This window comes from Aquabacterium sp. A7-Y (genome assembly GCF_026153205.1).
Lineage (GTDB): Bacteria > Pseudomonadota > Gammaproteobacteria > Burkholderiales > Burkholderiaceae_C > Caldimonas.
In genome coordinates this window covers 145,821-161,528 of sequence record NZ_JAPFBW010000002.1, presented here as the reverse complement: position 1 = coordinate 161,528, position 15,708 = coordinate 145,821, and the positions used below count along the sequence as shown (strand labels likewise).

The window sequence follows — 15,708 nt, the reverse complement described above, 5'->3', positions numbered from 1 at the left end:
CTGGGGAGCTTGAATACCCGGGCTTCCTGAGCTGATCGGTCACGACATCGGGCTCGAAATCCGGGGACAGGGTCAACCAACCCCGTCAGGTAGCACTCGAAAGCGAGCCAGGGACCACGGGCCGCCCGGGGTCGCGGCGCGGCAGGAGAACGTCGAGCGCCCCGGATACTGTAAATCCATACAGTTCGCGGATCGTTGTTCATGCTCGTCGCTGTTCGCAGAATGCGCGTAGAGGGGAGGAAGTTGCCAGCTCAAGAGCTGGCGTCCTTCCAGACCAGCTCGACACAGGGTCACCTCTGGCTCATCTCCAGCCGCCTCCCCACGGGCGAGCGCGTCACGGTGGCAAAGTTGACGGAGAACGCGGGCCTCCGGGCCGGCACCTGCTGCCGCAGCTCGACCGCGCCATCGTCACTGCCATGCGCGGCAAGCATTTCATCGTGAGCGGAATCGAGCTTGTCCGCGTGGGCACGCAAGCGTTCAGCTATCGCCAGTCGTGGCTGCGCTACGTGCTTTCGGAATCCGTGACGCTGCCGCCTCCCTCCGGCCAGCGCTGACCTTCACAGCAAGCTGGATTGCGGGGGATGAGCTTTGGGAGGAGCCGTGTTCGGTCCCGCGTCGAAGCTCTCCGAGGGCGGTAGCACGAGCGCGGTGACAGCCTCCTCGATCGTTCCCCTCAGCCAAGCCTCGAATGCATCGGGATGCAGCGGCACCATAGCGCGCTTGTCCTTCATCGCCTCTGGACGGCGCCTCTAGGTGTGAACGCCTTCTCAGTGGGAATCAGAAATGAAAGCTGACAAAGTTCCGCAGCGGATGCTGTTTGCAGAATTACGCCAGGACGAAATTTGGCACACTTGGTTGTCAGCAAACGGAGGAGAGAGAAGCGATGTCCAACGCACTGAAGGCACACCTAGCGTTTAAAGCCGAAATGGCCCGACGAATTCGCACGCAGTCGCCGGCCGAATGGAACATCTTTTCTCAGCTCTGGATGGCGTTCAACGCCATCTATGGCGGTGAGCCAGACCTAAAGGAGAGAGCACGAGTGATGGCCAGCATTCGAAGCAATATAAGCGAGCAAACCGCTGCTCGTCTGCTTCGCGGCGTCGCCGAATCCGTTGAGCGGATTCTCCAGGTCCCACCGGGCGACATGCGCTTGGACAGGCAGCACCCAAACTTCCGTGCAAACTCGAAGAGGTACGCCCGTCGATACAGGGATGCAAGCGAAACAGCGGTTAATCGATTGGCCGCTGTTGGCGCTGTTCTTTATCAGATCCGGTGCAACCTGCTCCACGGCTCGAAGGACCCATTCAACGACCGAGATCTTATGCTCGTCCATGAAAGCGTAGCGGTACTTGAAGCGCTTGTTCCTGCTCTAGAAGCATCCCTTTTAGAAGCAGCTTGAGCCCAAACGTCCAGTCAATGGATCTTCGTGGGGCGCTCCCTCATCAAGTCAACGGCTTGAGGCTGTGGGAAGCGTGATGCGGGGACCGGTCTGCGGGCGCCGGTAGCCAAGGTCAGAGATCGGGCCGTGAGCAGACGCTTGGCTAAGTACGTTCTTGCCCGACAGGGGTCGTCAGTCGCGATGTCTCGTCGGTCACCTCGCGCCAGGGGAGTTGCTTTCAAGGCCACCGACTACGGCCGGGAGCAAGGCCGTTTGTTACATCTGACGATGAAGTGAGGTACGGGCCTGCACGTTCGGTGTGAGATAGAGCTCACAGAGAGCGAAGCGACGTTAACGTTTTCTTCAGCGCACAGACGCAGTCGGGTGGAGTGAGGGACAATAGCAACATCATGGCGAACAGCGATCAACTCAAAGCGTTGCTGCGCTCCCACGCGGAGGGCGACGATCGCCAGTTCTACTCTGTCGCCATGCAGATGGCCGCGCACGAGGCTAAGCAAGGCCACGGGAAGCTCGCCGAGGAACTGCGCGAACTCATCGACGCAGCGAAGGCGCGGCGAAACGCGACCGGCGACAGCGCGATCCCGATCAATCGCCCAAAGGGCGAGCTGGCATCGCTTCTGAGCGTTTCGTATCCATCCCGGCGCATCTCCGACATGGTTCTGTCCGAGCCCGTTCTGCACGGGCTGCAGCGTGTTCTCAAGGAACAGCGTCACCTCTCCAAGCTCCGCAGCCACGGCCTACACCCTAGACGCAAGCTCCTACTCGTCGGACCTTCTGGGACCGGCAAGACGATGACAGCTGCCGCCCTTGCCGGCGAGCTAGGCATTCCGTTGTTCGTAGTCAGGCTGGACGCCCTCATCACGAAGTTTATGGGCGAAACGGCAGCGAAGCTGCGCCAGGTCTTCGACGCCGTATCGTCGACGCGGGGCGTTTACTTTTTTGACGAATTCGACGCCATTGGCAGCCAGCGCGGCATGGCGAACGACGTTGGGGAGATCCGGCGCATTCTGAACAGCTTCCTGCTGATGATCGAGCAGGATGACTCCAACAGCGTGATCGTCGCCGCGACGAACCACCCCGATATCCTGGATGAAGCTCTTTTCCGGCGTTTCGACGATGTAGTGGAGTACCACGTGCCATCGATGGATGAGGGGCAGGCACTCTTGCGGATGCGTCTTGCCGGCTATATGAAGGCGAAGAAAGACATCGCCGACCTGGCCACCGAGGCGGCAGGTTTGAGCCACGCAGAGATCGCCCGCGCGATCGACGACGCGGTCAAGGAAGCGGTAATGCACGACCAAACTACGATTCCCGCCGAAGCGCTGCGCACCTTGCTCCGGCAGCGTCAGGCTGTCCGCCGACGCACAGCGAGTGGCAAAGAGTAATCAAACGATCCGTGCATGGCCACTGAGGACCAACAACGACGCCCCCACATCTTCCCGCCGGACACCCGCACGACCGAGGGTTATACCGCCCGAAGTGCTGGCGGCGGCAGCAAGAAGGTTGTTCCCCCGCTGCAGCGTGAGCAGCACGCCCAGGTTTTGCGCGCACAGCTCGCACAGGTTCAAGCCGTGCAGCGGCAGCGCGTTGCCGAACAACAGGCCGCTGAGGTCCAGTCGGCCATCGGCGTACAGGTCGAATTCGAGAGTCAGCAGGGCGTTGAGCTGGCCGCCGAAAGCCTGGCGCGGGACCGCCAAGGCATCGAGCTGATGAACGTGCGTGAGCAGGGGAACCAGGTCCTGGCCACCGTGTTCGTGCCTCAGGGCAAGCTCGAACACTTCGAGAACCTGATCGCCGACTACGTCGGCCACAAGACCACCTCCGCTGGCCAACCTCGCGACAACCAGAAGCTGATCGACGCGATCCGCTCCTTGCGAGTGGCCACCTTTGAGTCTCTCTGGACCGACACTCAAGACGCCTTGCCGGCCGACGAGACAGAAGGGATCTGGTGGGAGGCCTGGCTACCCGCTGGCGAGCACCGCCTGCAAGTCATCACGGACTTCCGCAAGGTCGGTGAGATGGCCGGTCTGCTCGTTCGGGAGCGTGTGTTGCACTTTCCCGAACGTTCCGTGGTGCTGATGCGTGGTAGCAAGGCCCAGCTTCTGCAGTCCGCGCTGGTCCTCAACATGATCGCCGAACTGCGGCGCGCGAAGACGACTGCCGAGTTCTTCGCTGCACTGCATCTCGACGAACAGGCCGAGTGGGCCGGCAACCTGGAAAGCCGGTTGTTGACGCAACACGTGGGCAACTCGTATGTGACCTTGCTCGACACAGGCGTCAACCACGGGCACCCTCTGCTCGCACCGATGGTTGCACACGAGGATCGCCACACCGTCGACCCTGACTGGGGTCCGGAAGATGCGAATGGCCACGGGACAGAGCTTGCTGGGCTCGCATTGTTAGGGGACCTCACACCCGCGCTGTCGGACGAAGGTCCACTCTGGGTGCCGCACCGTCTTGAGTCCGTCAAGATCCTGCGCGGCGAGGGCGACAACGATGGCGAATCCTACGGCGCCATTACCGAGGAGGCCATCGCGCGCGCAGAGATCACCGACCCCGAACGCCGACGGGTCTTCACGATGGCGGTGTCGTCAACGGACGGCCGTGATCGCGGGCGCCCCTCTTCCTGGTCGGCGGCAGTCGATCGGCTTGCCTGCGACTACGATGGACAGGGCCAGTCGCCACGACTGTTTGTACTCTGCGCGGGCAACACCAGGGAGGCGTACGCTTGGGTCGACTGCCCAGCGAGCCTCTCGACAAACTCCGTGCATGACCCTGGCCAGGCCTGGAACGCCCTGACCGTGGGTGCCTACACCGAACTCACCTCGATCTCCGAAGCCTATGGGAAGCAGTACAAGGCAATCGCCGCCGCCGGCGGCTTGAGCCCGTACACAACGACGTCTGCCACCTGGCAGCCAAGCTGGCCTTTCAAGCCCGACATCATCATGGAGGGCGGCAACGTGGCGGTGGATGGGACCGGGTTTACCAGCCGGATGGACAGCATATGCCTGCTAACCACCGGCCATCAACCGCACGACAGACTCTTTACCTTAAGCTGGGCTACGAGCGCGGCGACTGCCTTGGCCGCTGGCATGGCAGCCCGCATTCAAGCTGCCTACCCAACGTTCTGGCCGGAGACCGTACGTGCCCTGATGGTGCACTCGGCAAGGTGGACGCAGCCTATGCTCGATTTGTACACGCCGAACGGCGTGCGCAACCAGAACACGATGCGGCATCTGTTGCGGCACTGCGGCTACGGCGTGCCGAGCCTGGAGCGAGCGCTCTATAGCGCGTCGAACTCCCTGACGATGATCGTCCAGGACCAGCTGCAGCCGTACGAAAAGGTGGACGGAGAAGTTCGCACGCGTGACATGCACCTGCACGCCCTTCCTTGGCCGACCGAGATGCTTGAGGCCTTGGGCGACACGCAGGTCACGTTGCGCATCACGCTGTCGTACTTCATCGAGCCGAGTCCCGGTGAGCGAGGCGGTATCGACAAGTACGCCTATCAGTCGCACGCATTGCGCTTCTCGGTGCGTCGCCCGCTTGAAACTGAGGCGATGTTCAGGGGACGTATCAATGCCCAGGCGGTCGCTGAGGAACAAGGCCTGCCGGGTGGCAGCAGTACGGACAGCGGTTGGACTATCGGTGAACGCACGCGGGCCCGGGGATCTTTGATCAGCGACAGCTGGACCGGAACCGCCGCACAGCTTGCCAATCGCGGTCAGCTTGCCGTCTTTCCTGCAATGGGCTGGTGGCGGAATAGGCCTAGCCACGGACGCTTTGGGCGCGCGGCCAGGTACTCGTTGCTTGTGTCGATAGAGGCCCCTACCGTTGAGCAGGACCTGTATGCCGCCGTCGCGCAGCAAATCGCCACGCCGTCCGCGGTCCAGATTGCCGTTTGAGACCTGCTTGTTGATCGAGCAAGCTGGTTGCTTCGCCGCCACCCCAATTGCTCGGGTCAACCGGTCAAGCCAAGGGCCAGAAACAGACCTTTGAAGAGTTCCAGAAACAGCCGGAGCCGCAGGTCTGAAGGGTGCCAATTGAGGGAGCCACGATGTCGATGTGCCCTCCCGTGCCATTGAGGTAGTAGCCCGGAATGTTCCAGAATGACACCACGCCCTTGCGGGTGCCGATGCCTGCTTCGCCATCCACCTTCTTGAACGTCTCCGGTGCGCCGAAGTAGGCGGCGTCTGCGAGCATATGAGCCAGCTTGGCTTGACCTGGCTCGATGGGTTTGCCTTTGTACTCACCGCGCTTGATGGCAATGCGCCCCGATTTGCTGCTGCCGCTAGCGTTGGGTCCCCGTCATCTCGTCGAATCTAGGTTCTCATGTCTTCTTCGTCAGCGATCGTTCCACCGAACCCATGCCGGTAGAGCAGTGCTCCCAACGGACTAAGGCGCAGAGCAGTACCGAACCGATAGGCAATGCCCATTGACAGCAGAAGACCTTCACTGCTGAAGTCATCGTCCAGCCGCGTCTTGCCTCCGCTGCGCTGACAGGCGACAGGCAGCGCCTGGAGTGCCGGTATCGAAGCGCGGTAAACAATGTGGATCAGCGCGTCACACTGCTCGTACGTGATGTCGCCGCGGGCGAGAGCCGCCATCAACTTCCCGACCACCCCTGCCTTGAACGGCTTTTCGCTGTCCATGAGCACCAGCAGAATCGTGTCTGCGAAATCAACGGCTTTGTCCTCGCTCCAGAGCCGTTTCCACAGCTTTGCGCGTTTCTCTTCCTCCGAATCCTTGCAGGCATGGAGGAACGCGATGCAGTTGCGCATGAGCCGCTGCTTCTGGATGGTGTCGCTGACTTTGAGCACTGAGACCGCAGTCTTCACGATTGGTATCTCGCCAAGCACCGCTTCGTTAAACACTGCTCCAATAGCCCAGTCTGTCACGTCTGCGATTACATCGATCGACTCGACGACCGACTGCTCAACTGAGGCTGCCACAGTCGGTTTAGCGACGCCTCTGCCCGCCTGTCTTTCAGTCTGTGTCGTCACTTCCACCCCGCTGATGAAACGCATCAATATCTTGGCCGCTGCAGCGGCATGCACTTGAAACCTTGAACAATCTCATATTCCCAGCCCTTCGACGATACAGCGCACCCCATCGATTTCATATTCAATGGCCCCCCGCTCCGTGGCCCAAACTTGGCTTTTCATACCCTGATATGCAGGGTGCTCGCAAAGGAGCGCGCGGATCACGTCTTGAGGATCGCGCAAGCACAACGGCTTCTCCATCCGCACAAGGGTTAGAGGCCGATTAGACGGACCGAAAGCTACCTCTGCATCCAACAGAAGATTGCGGAATGTAGCCCAGTCGTAAAGGGCGATATTGTCGCTAGTGCTCTGAAAGTCGAACTGTGCAATGTTGTGTAGAAGCACAAAGCTACTGTTCGCCGTCGAGGCGTCCGCGATACCACGGTCTGCGAGAGTCCGACCCAGCAATTTGTTGGAGAGCAAACGTCTCGCCTCGCGCAGTTGGTTAATGCCTTTTTTGAGATCCTTCTGGGCAGCTTGAACCGCTGCGTTGAGGAATGCTTTCTCACCGAGCAGCGAATGCTTTGCCTGCACAAAGTAATAGTGCTTGAGCACCGTGTCATGGATCACAAACTCGATGTCGCATTCACTGGGCACCTTGTCCAGGACCGTATGGCGATCGAAACCTGCTAGCACGCGATAGCGGGCGTTGTACCGAGGGTCGCTTTCGATGCGAGCGCGAATGTGCTCTCGCTCGAAGAACTTCCCCCCCACATGCTCTCGCAGTTCATCTACTTCGTCGAATTCTTTGGCGAGTGCGGAGAAATACGCACGCAGTCCTTTTGAGGCCGCCTCGACTCGAACCGTCAAGGAGTCTCCGTCCCGCGTTACGAACCGGTCGGTCACCAGGGCGTAGGACTGCCTTTGCAGAATTCGGGAAACCGAACTGTAGTCGAGGCCCCGTTGTCCGAGTTCCTGCCGCGACATCTTCACGGTCCTTCCTTGGACGAACGAGACCAGTAGCACTGCGACAAGACACACCGCCTCATGAATCTCTACGATGCTTTTGAGCGAGTGCCCCTTCTGCCCGAGGCGCAGCCATGGGATCGTCAGATCCTGATCCAGAATGCGAGCGACAAGCAGGGAGAGCTCGTCGACCTTGCCCAGCCCAGCCTCGGCCAGTTGCTTTGTCATTACGGCGGTAGCGGCATGGCTGCCTTGATCTGCACAGCGCGCAAACCACGTAGCCCGTAACGTGTCTCTGGCCGTCTCATCAGCTGGCTCAAATAGAAACGTTCCGTGCTGCCAAGTCACCTTGGCAATGCCCGACAGACACAGCGCAAGGGCCTCATTTAACATCAGGAGGCGAACCAGCGCGAGCACAGCGGGGTGCCGAAGAGGGTCGCCGTGCCCCATTTGCCGTAACTCCAAATGGTCGTATAGGCGTTCCAGCTGACACTGAACGCTCACGTGCGCCAAATATGCTCCTCCGTCGAGGTCGCCGAGACGCGGAACTTCACCTGAGAAGGTAGCTCGACAAACTGAATGGAGCTGCGCCCCTGGAGGGATGATGGCTGAAAGGCTGCGCTCCAGTTCGAACCTCGTGTCGAACAACGTCGCCTCTACTCGGGTCCGCTCGCGGTCATAGAAGTTTGCGAGCTTGGCCAGGGATTCAATGTCGCCCCGACCGGCCAGCCTCTCCTTCAGTTGGCCGCCAACGCTGGCGCCAGCGGCGAACTGAAATGGCTCGCTCAGTAGGCTGTGGATGGGCCGGAGTAGCTGGGGGTGAGTTCGAAAGAACATGTTGTCGCAGTGCGTGGCAACGCCGCAAGGCTTCCGGACTTCTACATGTTCGCCCGTGCGTTGCTGGTGATCTCGCCGATTGACCCTACTGCACGAACTTCGAGGGTCGAGTTCCGACGAACTCACAGCAAGCCGTCCGCGGTCTCAAACCGTGCATTGGGCGGACACAAGACGCACGCACCTTAACCAGCATTGAGCGTTGTACGGCGCGTTCTCGTCGTGAGTCACGCTACCCCACCCTCTACTGCCCGAGGTAACGGTCGGTGTCCGTCCGGGGATGTTCGTTTTAGGTGATCGCCAGAATGAAATGTTGCCTCGCGTCCGCTGGCTCGGTTTTCTCTATCTCTGGTCCACCAAGACAGTTTGCAACCGCTCTATTCGACACGCGTGTAAGTCCGCGTCGCCAAAGGACTTCTCCTTGTGCCGGCTAGAAGAAGTAGTCTCTTTTTTAGAGAAGAGAGAGCAGGACGGAATCGAACTGAGGCCAAAACCGGCCCAAAGTGCCGAACCCGTGGCACAGGCAGAACGGCCCGCAAGCCCGCATTGGCGCGGGAAACGCCCAAAGCAAAACGCCCAACCGAGAGCGGTTGGGCGTCGTATTCTGGTGGAGGAGAAGGGGGCTAAGGCAAACCTTCCTCTCAAGCTCCTGCGGGTCCAGCGGTTCGCTGCGGGGTGGTGTGAGGCCTCGGCCCGTGTCTATGCCTCCTTCCGTTTCATCGTCCCAGTTCCCAACCACTGCTGGAGCAGGAAGGACCATAGGGACTGGGTTGAGCGGTTCTCCAAACCCTCCCAATATCGCAGCAACTCCGCCGCTAAGCGCAGCCGGCGCTTGATCTGCCGTGTACCCCCCAAGCTGTTTGTCTGTGGGCGTTCCCTTCCATGCCGGTTGAGACGACCGCCCACACACGATTGCTGCGCAATAAATCTGGCGCTCAAAGGTTCGCACTTCGCCGTGCGAAGCCACCGGTGCCCGACGGGGCCGCCGCTCGTCACTTCCTGTTTTTCAACCTCATTTGTGGTAGGATTTCAGGAAGTCCACCGAGGTGCTCTACATGCAGACAGTACTCCACAGCGATTCGATCTCCGCCGCCCAAGCGCTCCAGCGACTTGGGCTTGATGAGGAGGTGCTGCTTACGGCCGCGCGCGCCGGGTACCTCGCCCGTGCCAACTGCACTGCCAATCACCCTCCGTTGTACCCCTCTTTTGTAGCTTGGGGCGAAGCAGTGAGAGTCCTAAGGGACGGACTGGCGCTGCGAGGTTGGACTCGCAACAACCAGAAGAATTGGCCGCGTACCGTGAACCCTGAAGGCACGATCGCCATCACGGTCGCCACCGGGAGCGAGGCGACGGGTCGAGCCGACGACTCCCCGACGACGACTTCCGCCAAGGGCCCCACCACAGTAGAGGCGCTTGAGGTGAATCGGCAGCAGTATTGGCTTCCCGGCTTGGAGCCAGTCTCCGCCGATCAGGATGATGAAGAGGAAGGCAAACCGGTTACGTGGATCCTTCTCGTTCACCATGCTAGGAACGCCGAGATCCGCGCCGAGTTGTCGCTTCCGCTCGACGTGGCTCATGACGGCAGAGTGTCAGTCTGGCAGGAACGGATCCTCCTGCGCCCCCTCCCGCTTGACGGAGAGCCTGTCGCGGTTACGGCCCCGACGCTTCCGGAGATCGATGTCGCGGTTCGACGAAAGGCATGAGTACCAGACTTGAATTCAATCCTAAGCGCCTCAGCCTTGCTCGGCGACGGCGGGGGATGACGAAAACCAAGCTAGCATCCCTTCTTGGCGTGGAAGTCCGCTCAGTAACTGCTTACGAAGGGGACGAGTTTCGTCCCGACAGGGAAAGGCTACGCGCCCTGGCCGAATTGCTTCGCTTTCCCGTTGAGTTTTTCTTCGGTGACGATCTTGGAGAGATTTCACCTGACATCGTGAGTTTCCGCTCCATGTCTAAGATGACAGCCGGCCAGCGGGAATCGGCTCTTGGTTCTGGTGCAATCGCCTTGATGTTGAACGAGTGGATTGAAGCTCGCTTTGATCTCCCTTCCGCTGATCTCCCAGACCTTAGCCAAGAGCCTAGTCCTGAGGCTGCGGCCGAGACGCTGCGGCGACTCTGGGGCCTAGGTGAACTGCCGGTCAAGAACATGATTCACCTTCTTGAGGCGAAGGGTGTGCGAGTATTTTCCCTCTCAATCGACACCGAGCAGCTCGACGCCTTCTCGATGTGGCACGGCAAGACCCCATTTGTGTTCCTTAACACAAATAAGTCGTGTGAGCACAGCAGGTTTGACTCCGCTCATGAGTTGGGTCACCTGGTTCTGCATCGCCATGCTGGTGCGAAGGGTCAAGAAGTTGAGCGAGAGGCAAATGCGTTTGCATCTGCGTTTCTGATGCCAAGGGCAAGCGTCCTCGCAAACGCGCCGCACATGGCAACGGTCGATCAACTTGTTCGGCTTAAAGCTTATTGGACAGTGTCAGTGGCGGCTCTCGCATATCGGCTACACGACGTGGGGCTTGTCTCTGACTGGCACTACCGTACCCTGTGCATCGAAATTGCGCAGCGGGGCTTTCGCAAGAAGGAACCTAGGGAAGCACCGCGCGAAACCTCTCAGATGCTCGCAAAGGTCTTCGCAGCGCTTCGGGAGGAAGGTGTAAGCAAGGCGATCATCGCCGATGCACTGGCGGTTCATGCCGAAGACCTGGACCAGCTGGTCTTTGGCTTAGCGATAACCGCTCTGTCAGGCGGTACTTCGAACCCGCTTCCGTCGCGGAAACCTTCACTTCAGTTGATTGAGGGCGGAAAGTAGGTCAACGCGCAAATCTCTTGCTCGCGCTCGGTTCTTAGGCTCGAGAAACAGAAGTAGCTGAACGCACGAGTCTGCACGGTGCACAGGCTTGAGCACTTCTAACGGTGGGACGTGGCCGAACTCCTCGGCCGCCATGGTAACAAGAGGCAGCAGGCTGCTTGGTGTTAACGCAGGGGGGGCCACGTTCACATGAAATATCACGCGTACGTCGGACAAAGGGGGTACGTCCGAAAGTCGGCTTACCAGGTGCGCAGGGAGCGGCTAGAGAGGTACCGCGGCGGCCCTTCACCGGAGAAGTTCTTTACGCTACACCCGGAAGGTCATCGGAAACCGCTTGAGCATGTCATCGGGCCCGGACGTCCGCACTTTCGTTTCAAGGATGGCGCTGACGAGGGAGGACCGGGCGGTCCAGGAGAATCGCTTGAGCACCTGCTATTCAAAGAAGCGGTAGCGTCGATTACCCGAACTCGCCTCAGCCTCGGGAAATACGGCGATCACCGGATCGTTGTCAGTCATGGGGAAACTGAGAAGGAGATTCCTCACGCCCGAGGCCCCTACCGCGCGGACGTTTACCTGCGATTCGAGGCCGAGGAACCTTCTGAACTTGGCTTGAAATGGGCGGGAGAAGTTTATATAGAAATCCACAAGGCCCATTTGGTCGACCCCGTCAAGCACGACGAGATCCGCCGTCTTGGCATACCGATGATCGAGGTGTCAATTCATCCTCGGCTTATGTACAGGCACGCTGGTTCGAGTACGACTGACGAGCTAGAAGAGGACTATCGACAAGGAATCAAACGAATGCTTGAAGCAGAGAGTGGTTTCCTACAGGCCGTGGTTCTTAGCAACCCTAGCTCAGCTGCGTATCTTTTAAAGAGGCTCGGGGAAGTGCAACATGCGCTGGAGGAGGAACAGAAGAAGTTGGTGCAAGCCAATTCAGATCTCATCACGTTTAAGGCTGCCGAAAGAAGGCATTCGGCTCAAATTGATGAGATGGAGAAGCAGGTGTCTCTTTTGAACATCGAGCTTGACGACGTCAACAACCGAGCCACGGAGAGTTCAGATAAGGCGACGCAGCTAACTGAGGATCTGGAGATAGCTCAGGGAACCATCGCCGATCTGCGCGACACACTCCGCCAGTATCAGATCGCTTTGGGCATTTCCGGCGCCGCCGCAGTTGCTATCGCGCTCATGTGGGCGATTTGAGCTCAGAGAGTCGGAGTCTCATGTCCTCGCTTCCCAGGACGCGTAATGCAGCAAGAGATCAACCGGCTCCGCACCGGTCTCTTCCCTCGCGGTGGCAGCAGCGGCGAAGCAAGCGGTCCCGGCACAGCACGATGCCTTGCGCAGCCGACCGGGCTACCTCACCGCGTTCTTCGATTTGTCGCAGGACCTGGTCCTCCCATTCGACAAACTTCTTGTCCCTGGCGGGACACGAGCCCTGAGCTAACGGGATTCGGGAACGATCGCTTCGATTTCCATTCGGTCCACCAGCGCCTGGACGACCTCGACGTAGTCGCTGTCCCAGCTGACGCGATTCTGCTCGTACAAAGCGTGCCGGCTCAAGCTTCGGTCAGCCCAGTCCATGCCGAAGGACACCTGAGGCCTCAGTTCCAGGTGCACGCCGCTGTGGTCGATGTCGTCGCCGTACGGGGGTGCTTCGAAGTAGCGGTAGACCACGCGGATCATCGCTAGTTGGACCTTGCTCGTCTTGTTACGCTTGGGAAAGTGGTCGAAAGTTTCGGCGGCCACCAGGTGACGCTTTTCCAAATCCAGCACGATGCTACGTGTGCCGACATGCTGAGATTGCTGCGTGTACAGCGCCCAATCGCCGTTGCGCTTGAGCACCAACCAGCCAAACGCTCCCACATAGAATAGGCTTAAGATCCACTGCATCGAGGCGCTGTACGCGTTGTCGCTATGGGGCACAACGGCCAGTACGGCCAGCGTCAAGATCACCGGCACCGGGGAGAACAAGACGGTCAAAAATAGCGCCTGCACCAACGCCCCGAACAGAATGGACCACAGACCAGCGGCTGTGGTCCGCTCCCGATAGAGCTGGATTTTGTTTGCCGTGGCGAACAGCTCGATCAGATCGTCTTTCGATTCCCGAAGAAAATCAGTCTGACGATTCAGAAGGTAGTTGCGGCTTGTCATCTCTGGTTGCGCGCTCCACAGCCGCTCATGCTGCATTCTTCGAATGCCGCGGCGAGCTGCCGTAGCGGGCTCGCGCTCTGGATTTCTTGTTGGTGATGCGTGCTGCGTTTGCACATTCGCGGCACCAATGGCCCTGGCGGATGGTTGACAAGGGCGCGTGCCACATGTGCCCCCGGTGGCAGACCCACGCCAGCTTGGTTGCAGCGTTGACGTAGGTGTTGGACAAGCACTGCCCGCCCCGAGCGTGCGCTGCTTCATGCGCGGCATCGATGCCCAGGCGCTTGTTTTCCTTGCTGCACTCGTAGCACCACGAGCCGTTGACAATGTTGGTGCCCGCGGCCTCCCATCGATGACCTTGCCCGCAGCGCAACCAGTACCGTCCGCGGAGTCCGAAGTAAGTGCCGCTCTCGCAGCAGCCTCCCTTGGCCGCAGCCGCGGCCTGCAAGCGCTCAAGCCCATCAGACAAGCGGTAGGAATGCCGCTTATCCTCCAGCGCGCACAGACTGCACCAGCTACCGCGTATGACTTCACCGCCGACGGCGTGCCATTCGTGCCCCGCCGAGCAGCGGAATCGGTAGCGTTGATGCCACCCCTCGTAGCGTTTGGCGAGGCAGCGTCCGCCTCTGTCGGCCGCAGCCCGTTTCAATCGATCCAAACCGTCGTGCAACCGTTTTCCGGCATTCGCTGCTGCTTTCACACACTCCGGGCACCGGAGCAAGCCTTCCTTCTTTAACCCATGCCGGGGAGCCCGCAGCCACTCGTGTCCGCAGGGGCAGCTGAAGCGGTAGGGCGTCGTCACCCCTTCCCACTTCGAGGAAAGGCACACCACTCCGTCACGCGCAGCCGCGCGGCGCAGCTCCGCGAACTGGATGTCGTCGTGGCACTGCTGACACCTCGCGATCTGCCGAAGAACTCCCGAAGGAAGAGCAGGTACAACGTGACCGTTGCTGCAAACAAAGCGGTGAGGGACGTGCCACCCAGACCATGCTTCATCGAGGCAGTCCCAGCGGATTTCATTCACACTTGCCCGCAGCTTGACGCTGCGGTCCAGGACTGGATGAGGCGAATTGCTTCGACGGCGTGCGTTCATCTGGTGTTGCTCAGCACAAGGCGTTCGCGGATACCCTTCAGGCTTTTCGATTTCACCCGCAGCCGGCCGCCGCGAGTCGTTTTCTCTTCGTGCCTTGAAGCAGCACATCGCTGCCCCTTCGCTCATTTCCTCGCGCCACTGAACGAATGGGGCCTGTGACCAACTACCCAAGACGGCCATCGCTCGCCACACGCGGTGGCAGTTGGGTCAAGACCTCTCGCTTCCGCTCAGGCGAGCCACTGGTCAGCACCTTCCATAAGGCACGGTGGCGCTCTTTTGTTGCCGGCACGTCGCATCGGATGCCGCGGTCGTCAAGCAGTGCCCCCGCGGCAGTGGAAAGACCTATGCGATCCGTTTCGATGAAAACCGCGCTCTGCATCCAAGAGTCGACGGTTTTGGACGCGAGCGCCTCGCTCGCCATTACATAGAACGGTGAAATTTGATATTCGCCCAGATAAGGACGGCACCCGACGAACTTGATGGCGTAGCTCTCGTCACCCGTGAGCTTCCAGAGCCAGAAGTAGACGGGATACGACTGTCTAAGAATCTCAGGGGCGTCGGTTTTTTCGATGTCTTTGAAGACTTTGACCGCGGTATTCGGAGCCAGCAGCGCGAGCGGTTCGATGGCGCCGTAAAAGCTCATTGCTTCCTCGCTGAGCAGTGCGATCGCCCGGTCCTTTTCATCCTCGGACAGGTCTCGAAGGTAGGCAAGCGTGTACCCATCGAGCTTCGCCCGATCGGTGGCGCTGTACTCACTCAGGAATTTCTGATAGGCAAGGCTGTTCATGTCGATGCTCACGGTTGACTGAGCCAGGCCTTGGATTGTCCTTACCGTCTTCACAAATGCTCAGATCAAGTGCCTTTGCTCCAGGCTCTTAAGGGCCCGTGTCTTGGTCTCAAACGACCCTTTGAGGGAATCTAGGTATGCTTGAAATTGAATCTTTTCGGCGTCGGTCGAGGATGGAACAGCGCATGCGCGCAACAAGTTGAATGCGGCTCTCGCGACTGCCTTCTCGTTAGCTTCGGTCAGTGTGACCGCCTTTAAGAACTCGATCTGTCCGGGCGTCGTCTGTGTTCTGCCGATGTACTCGACAGCCAAGTGTTTGTGCAATTCGGCATAGGTTGCGTAACCTTCGATCATCTGTCTTTGATACTGAACGTCCGCCGTGTACTTGGCCAAATAAAAGAGCAAGATGAAGGACGCGGCATACGGGTTGCTCTTTTTCTGTCGGACCAAACCCTCGCATGCGTCCTTCGCTTTGCTTGGATCCAGGTAGAAGAGCCACTGTGCCGATTCCGGATCGACGTCCGCCTGTTCGCTCAACATCGCGAAGGCTTGCTGTTTCTCCTGCTCTGACATCCCATCGAAGTGATCGACGCTGTAGCCATCGGCTTTCTCGCTCCCGGTGGCGTTGTATTGCTTCAAGAAGTTGGCAAATGCTGGAGTCATGATCATTTCCCGCCAAGCAGC

Annotated in this window: 14 protein-coding genes; 7 read left to right on the top strand and 7 right to left on the bottom strand. The window is 59.5% G+C overall.

Going from position 1 to position 15,708, the window contains the following annotated elements; translation table 11 throughout:
- Nucleotides 1-416 precede the first annotated feature (416 nt).
- The 4 genes from OOT46_RS02575 to OOT46_RS02560 all read left to right on the top strand — a co-directional run bounded on the left by OOT46_RS02575 (nt 417) and on the right by OOT46_RS02560 (nt 5,304).
- Nucleotides 417-554 carry a hypothetical protein gene (locus OOT46_RS02575; RefSeq protein WP_265402012.1) on the top strand — a complete coding sequence of 46 codons (138 nt, stop codon included), beginning with the start codon at nt 417-419 and terminating at the stop codon, nt 552-554.
- A 329-nt stretch (nt 555-883) separates the two neighbouring features.
- The gene (locus tag OOT46_RS02570) at nt 884-1,399 is read left to right on the top strand and encodes a hypothetical protein (protein ID WP_265402011.1); all 516 of its coding nucleotides are present in this window, start codon (nt 884-886) and stop codon (nt 1,397-1,399) included.
- A gap of 389 nt (nt 1,400-1,788) precedes the next feature.
- Nucleotides 1,789-2,784 carry an AAA family ATPase gene (locus OOT46_RS02565; RefSeq protein WP_265402010.1) on the top strand — a complete coding sequence of 332 codons (996 nt, stop codon included), beginning with the start codon at nt 1,789-1,791 and terminating at the stop codon, nt 2,782-2,784.
- Between the two features lie 15 nt (nt 2,785-2,799).
- On the top strand, nt 2,800-5,304 hold the full coding sequence (locus OOT46_RS02560) for a S8 family peptidase (protein ID WP_265402009.1): 2,505 nt from the start codon (nt 2,800-2,802) through the stop codon (nt 5,302-5,304).
- A 64-nt stretch (nt 5,305-5,368) separates the two neighbouring features.
- Here the strand turns inward: OOT46_RS02560 and OOT46_RS02555 are convergent, their stop codons facing one another.
- The 3 genes from OOT46_RS02555 to OOT46_RS02545 all read right to left on the bottom strand — a co-directional run bounded on the left by OOT46_RS02555 (nt 5,369) and on the right by OOT46_RS02545 (nt 8,184).
- Nucleotides 5,369-5,602, bottom strand: a complete 234-nt coding sequence (locus tag OOT46_RS02555) for a hypothetical protein (RefSeq protein WP_265402008.1) — start codon at nt 5,600-5,602, stop codon at nt 5,369-5,371.
- A gap of 119 nt (nt 5,603-5,721) precedes the next feature.
- Nucleotides 5,722-6,426, bottom strand: a complete 705-nt coding sequence (locus OOT46_RS02550) for a hypothetical protein (protein ID WP_265402006.1) — start codon at nt 6,424-6,426, stop codon at nt 5,722-5,724.
- Nucleotides 6,427-6,474: 48 nt separating this feature from the next.
- Nucleotides 6,475-8,184 carry a hypothetical protein gene (locus OOT46_RS02545; RefSeq protein WP_265402005.1) on the bottom strand — a complete coding sequence of 570 codons (1,710 nt, stop codon included), beginning with the start codon at nt 8,182-8,184 and terminating at the stop codon, nt 6,475-6,477.
- 1,295 nt (nt 8,185-9,479) lie between these two features.
- Between OOT46_RS02545 and OOT46_RS02540 the strand changes: the two genes are divergently transcribed.
- From OOT46_RS02540 to OOT46_RS02530, 3 genes are all read left to right on the top strand, one after another.
- Nucleotides 9,480-9,884 carry a hypothetical protein gene (locus tag OOT46_RS02540; RefSeq protein ID WP_265402004.1) on the top strand — a complete coding sequence of 135 codons (405 nt, stop codon included), beginning with the start codon at nt 9,480-9,482 and terminating at the stop codon, nt 9,882-9,884.
- On the top strand, nt 9,881-10,990 hold the full coding sequence (locus OOT46_RS02535; protein WP_265402003.1) for a helix-turn-helix domain-containing protein: 1,110 nt from the start codon (nt 9,881-9,883) through the stop codon (nt 10,988-10,990). The genes OOT46_RS02540 and OOT46_RS02535 overlap by 4 nt, the downstream gene beginning before the upstream one ends.
- Before the next feature lie 189 nt (nt 10,991-11,179).
- Nucleotides 11,180-12,196: a hypothetical protein gene (locus tag OOT46_RS02530; protein WP_265402002.1), complete on the top strand. Its 1,017-nt coding sequence runs from the start codon at nt 11,180-11,182 to the stop codon at nt 12,194-12,196.
- Between the two features lie 240 nt (nt 12,197-12,436).
- On the opposite strand, the gene OOT46_RS02525 is transcribed toward OOT46_RS02530, so the two are convergent.
- From OOT46_RS02525 to OOT46_RS02510, 4 genes are all read right to left on the bottom strand, one after another.
- Nucleotides 12,437-13,183: a hypothetical protein gene (locus tag OOT46_RS02525; protein ID WP_265402001.1), complete on the bottom strand. Its 747-nt coding sequence runs from the start codon at nt 13,181-13,183 to the stop codon at nt 12,437-12,439.
- On the bottom strand, nt 13,173-14,237 hold the full coding sequence (locus tag OOT46_RS02520; RefSeq protein ID WP_265402000.1) for a hypothetical protein: 1,065 nt from the start codon (nt 14,235-14,237) through the stop codon (nt 13,173-13,175). The genes OOT46_RS02525 and OOT46_RS02520 overlap by 11 nt, the downstream gene beginning before the upstream one ends.
- A gap of 163 nt (nt 14,238-14,400) precedes the next feature.
- Nucleotides 14,401-15,036 carry a hypothetical protein gene (locus OOT46_RS02515; RefSeq protein WP_265401999.1) on the bottom strand — a complete coding sequence of 212 codons (636 nt, stop codon included), beginning with the start codon at nt 15,034-15,036 and terminating at the stop codon, nt 14,401-14,403.
- 48 nt (nt 15,037-15,084) lie between these two features.
- Nucleotides 15,085-15,687: a hypothetical protein gene (locus tag OOT46_RS02510; RefSeq protein WP_265401998.1), complete on the bottom strand. Its 603-nt coding sequence runs from the start codon at nt 15,685-15,687 to the stop codon at nt 15,085-15,087.
- Nucleotides 15,688-15,708: the final 21 nt, after the last annotated feature.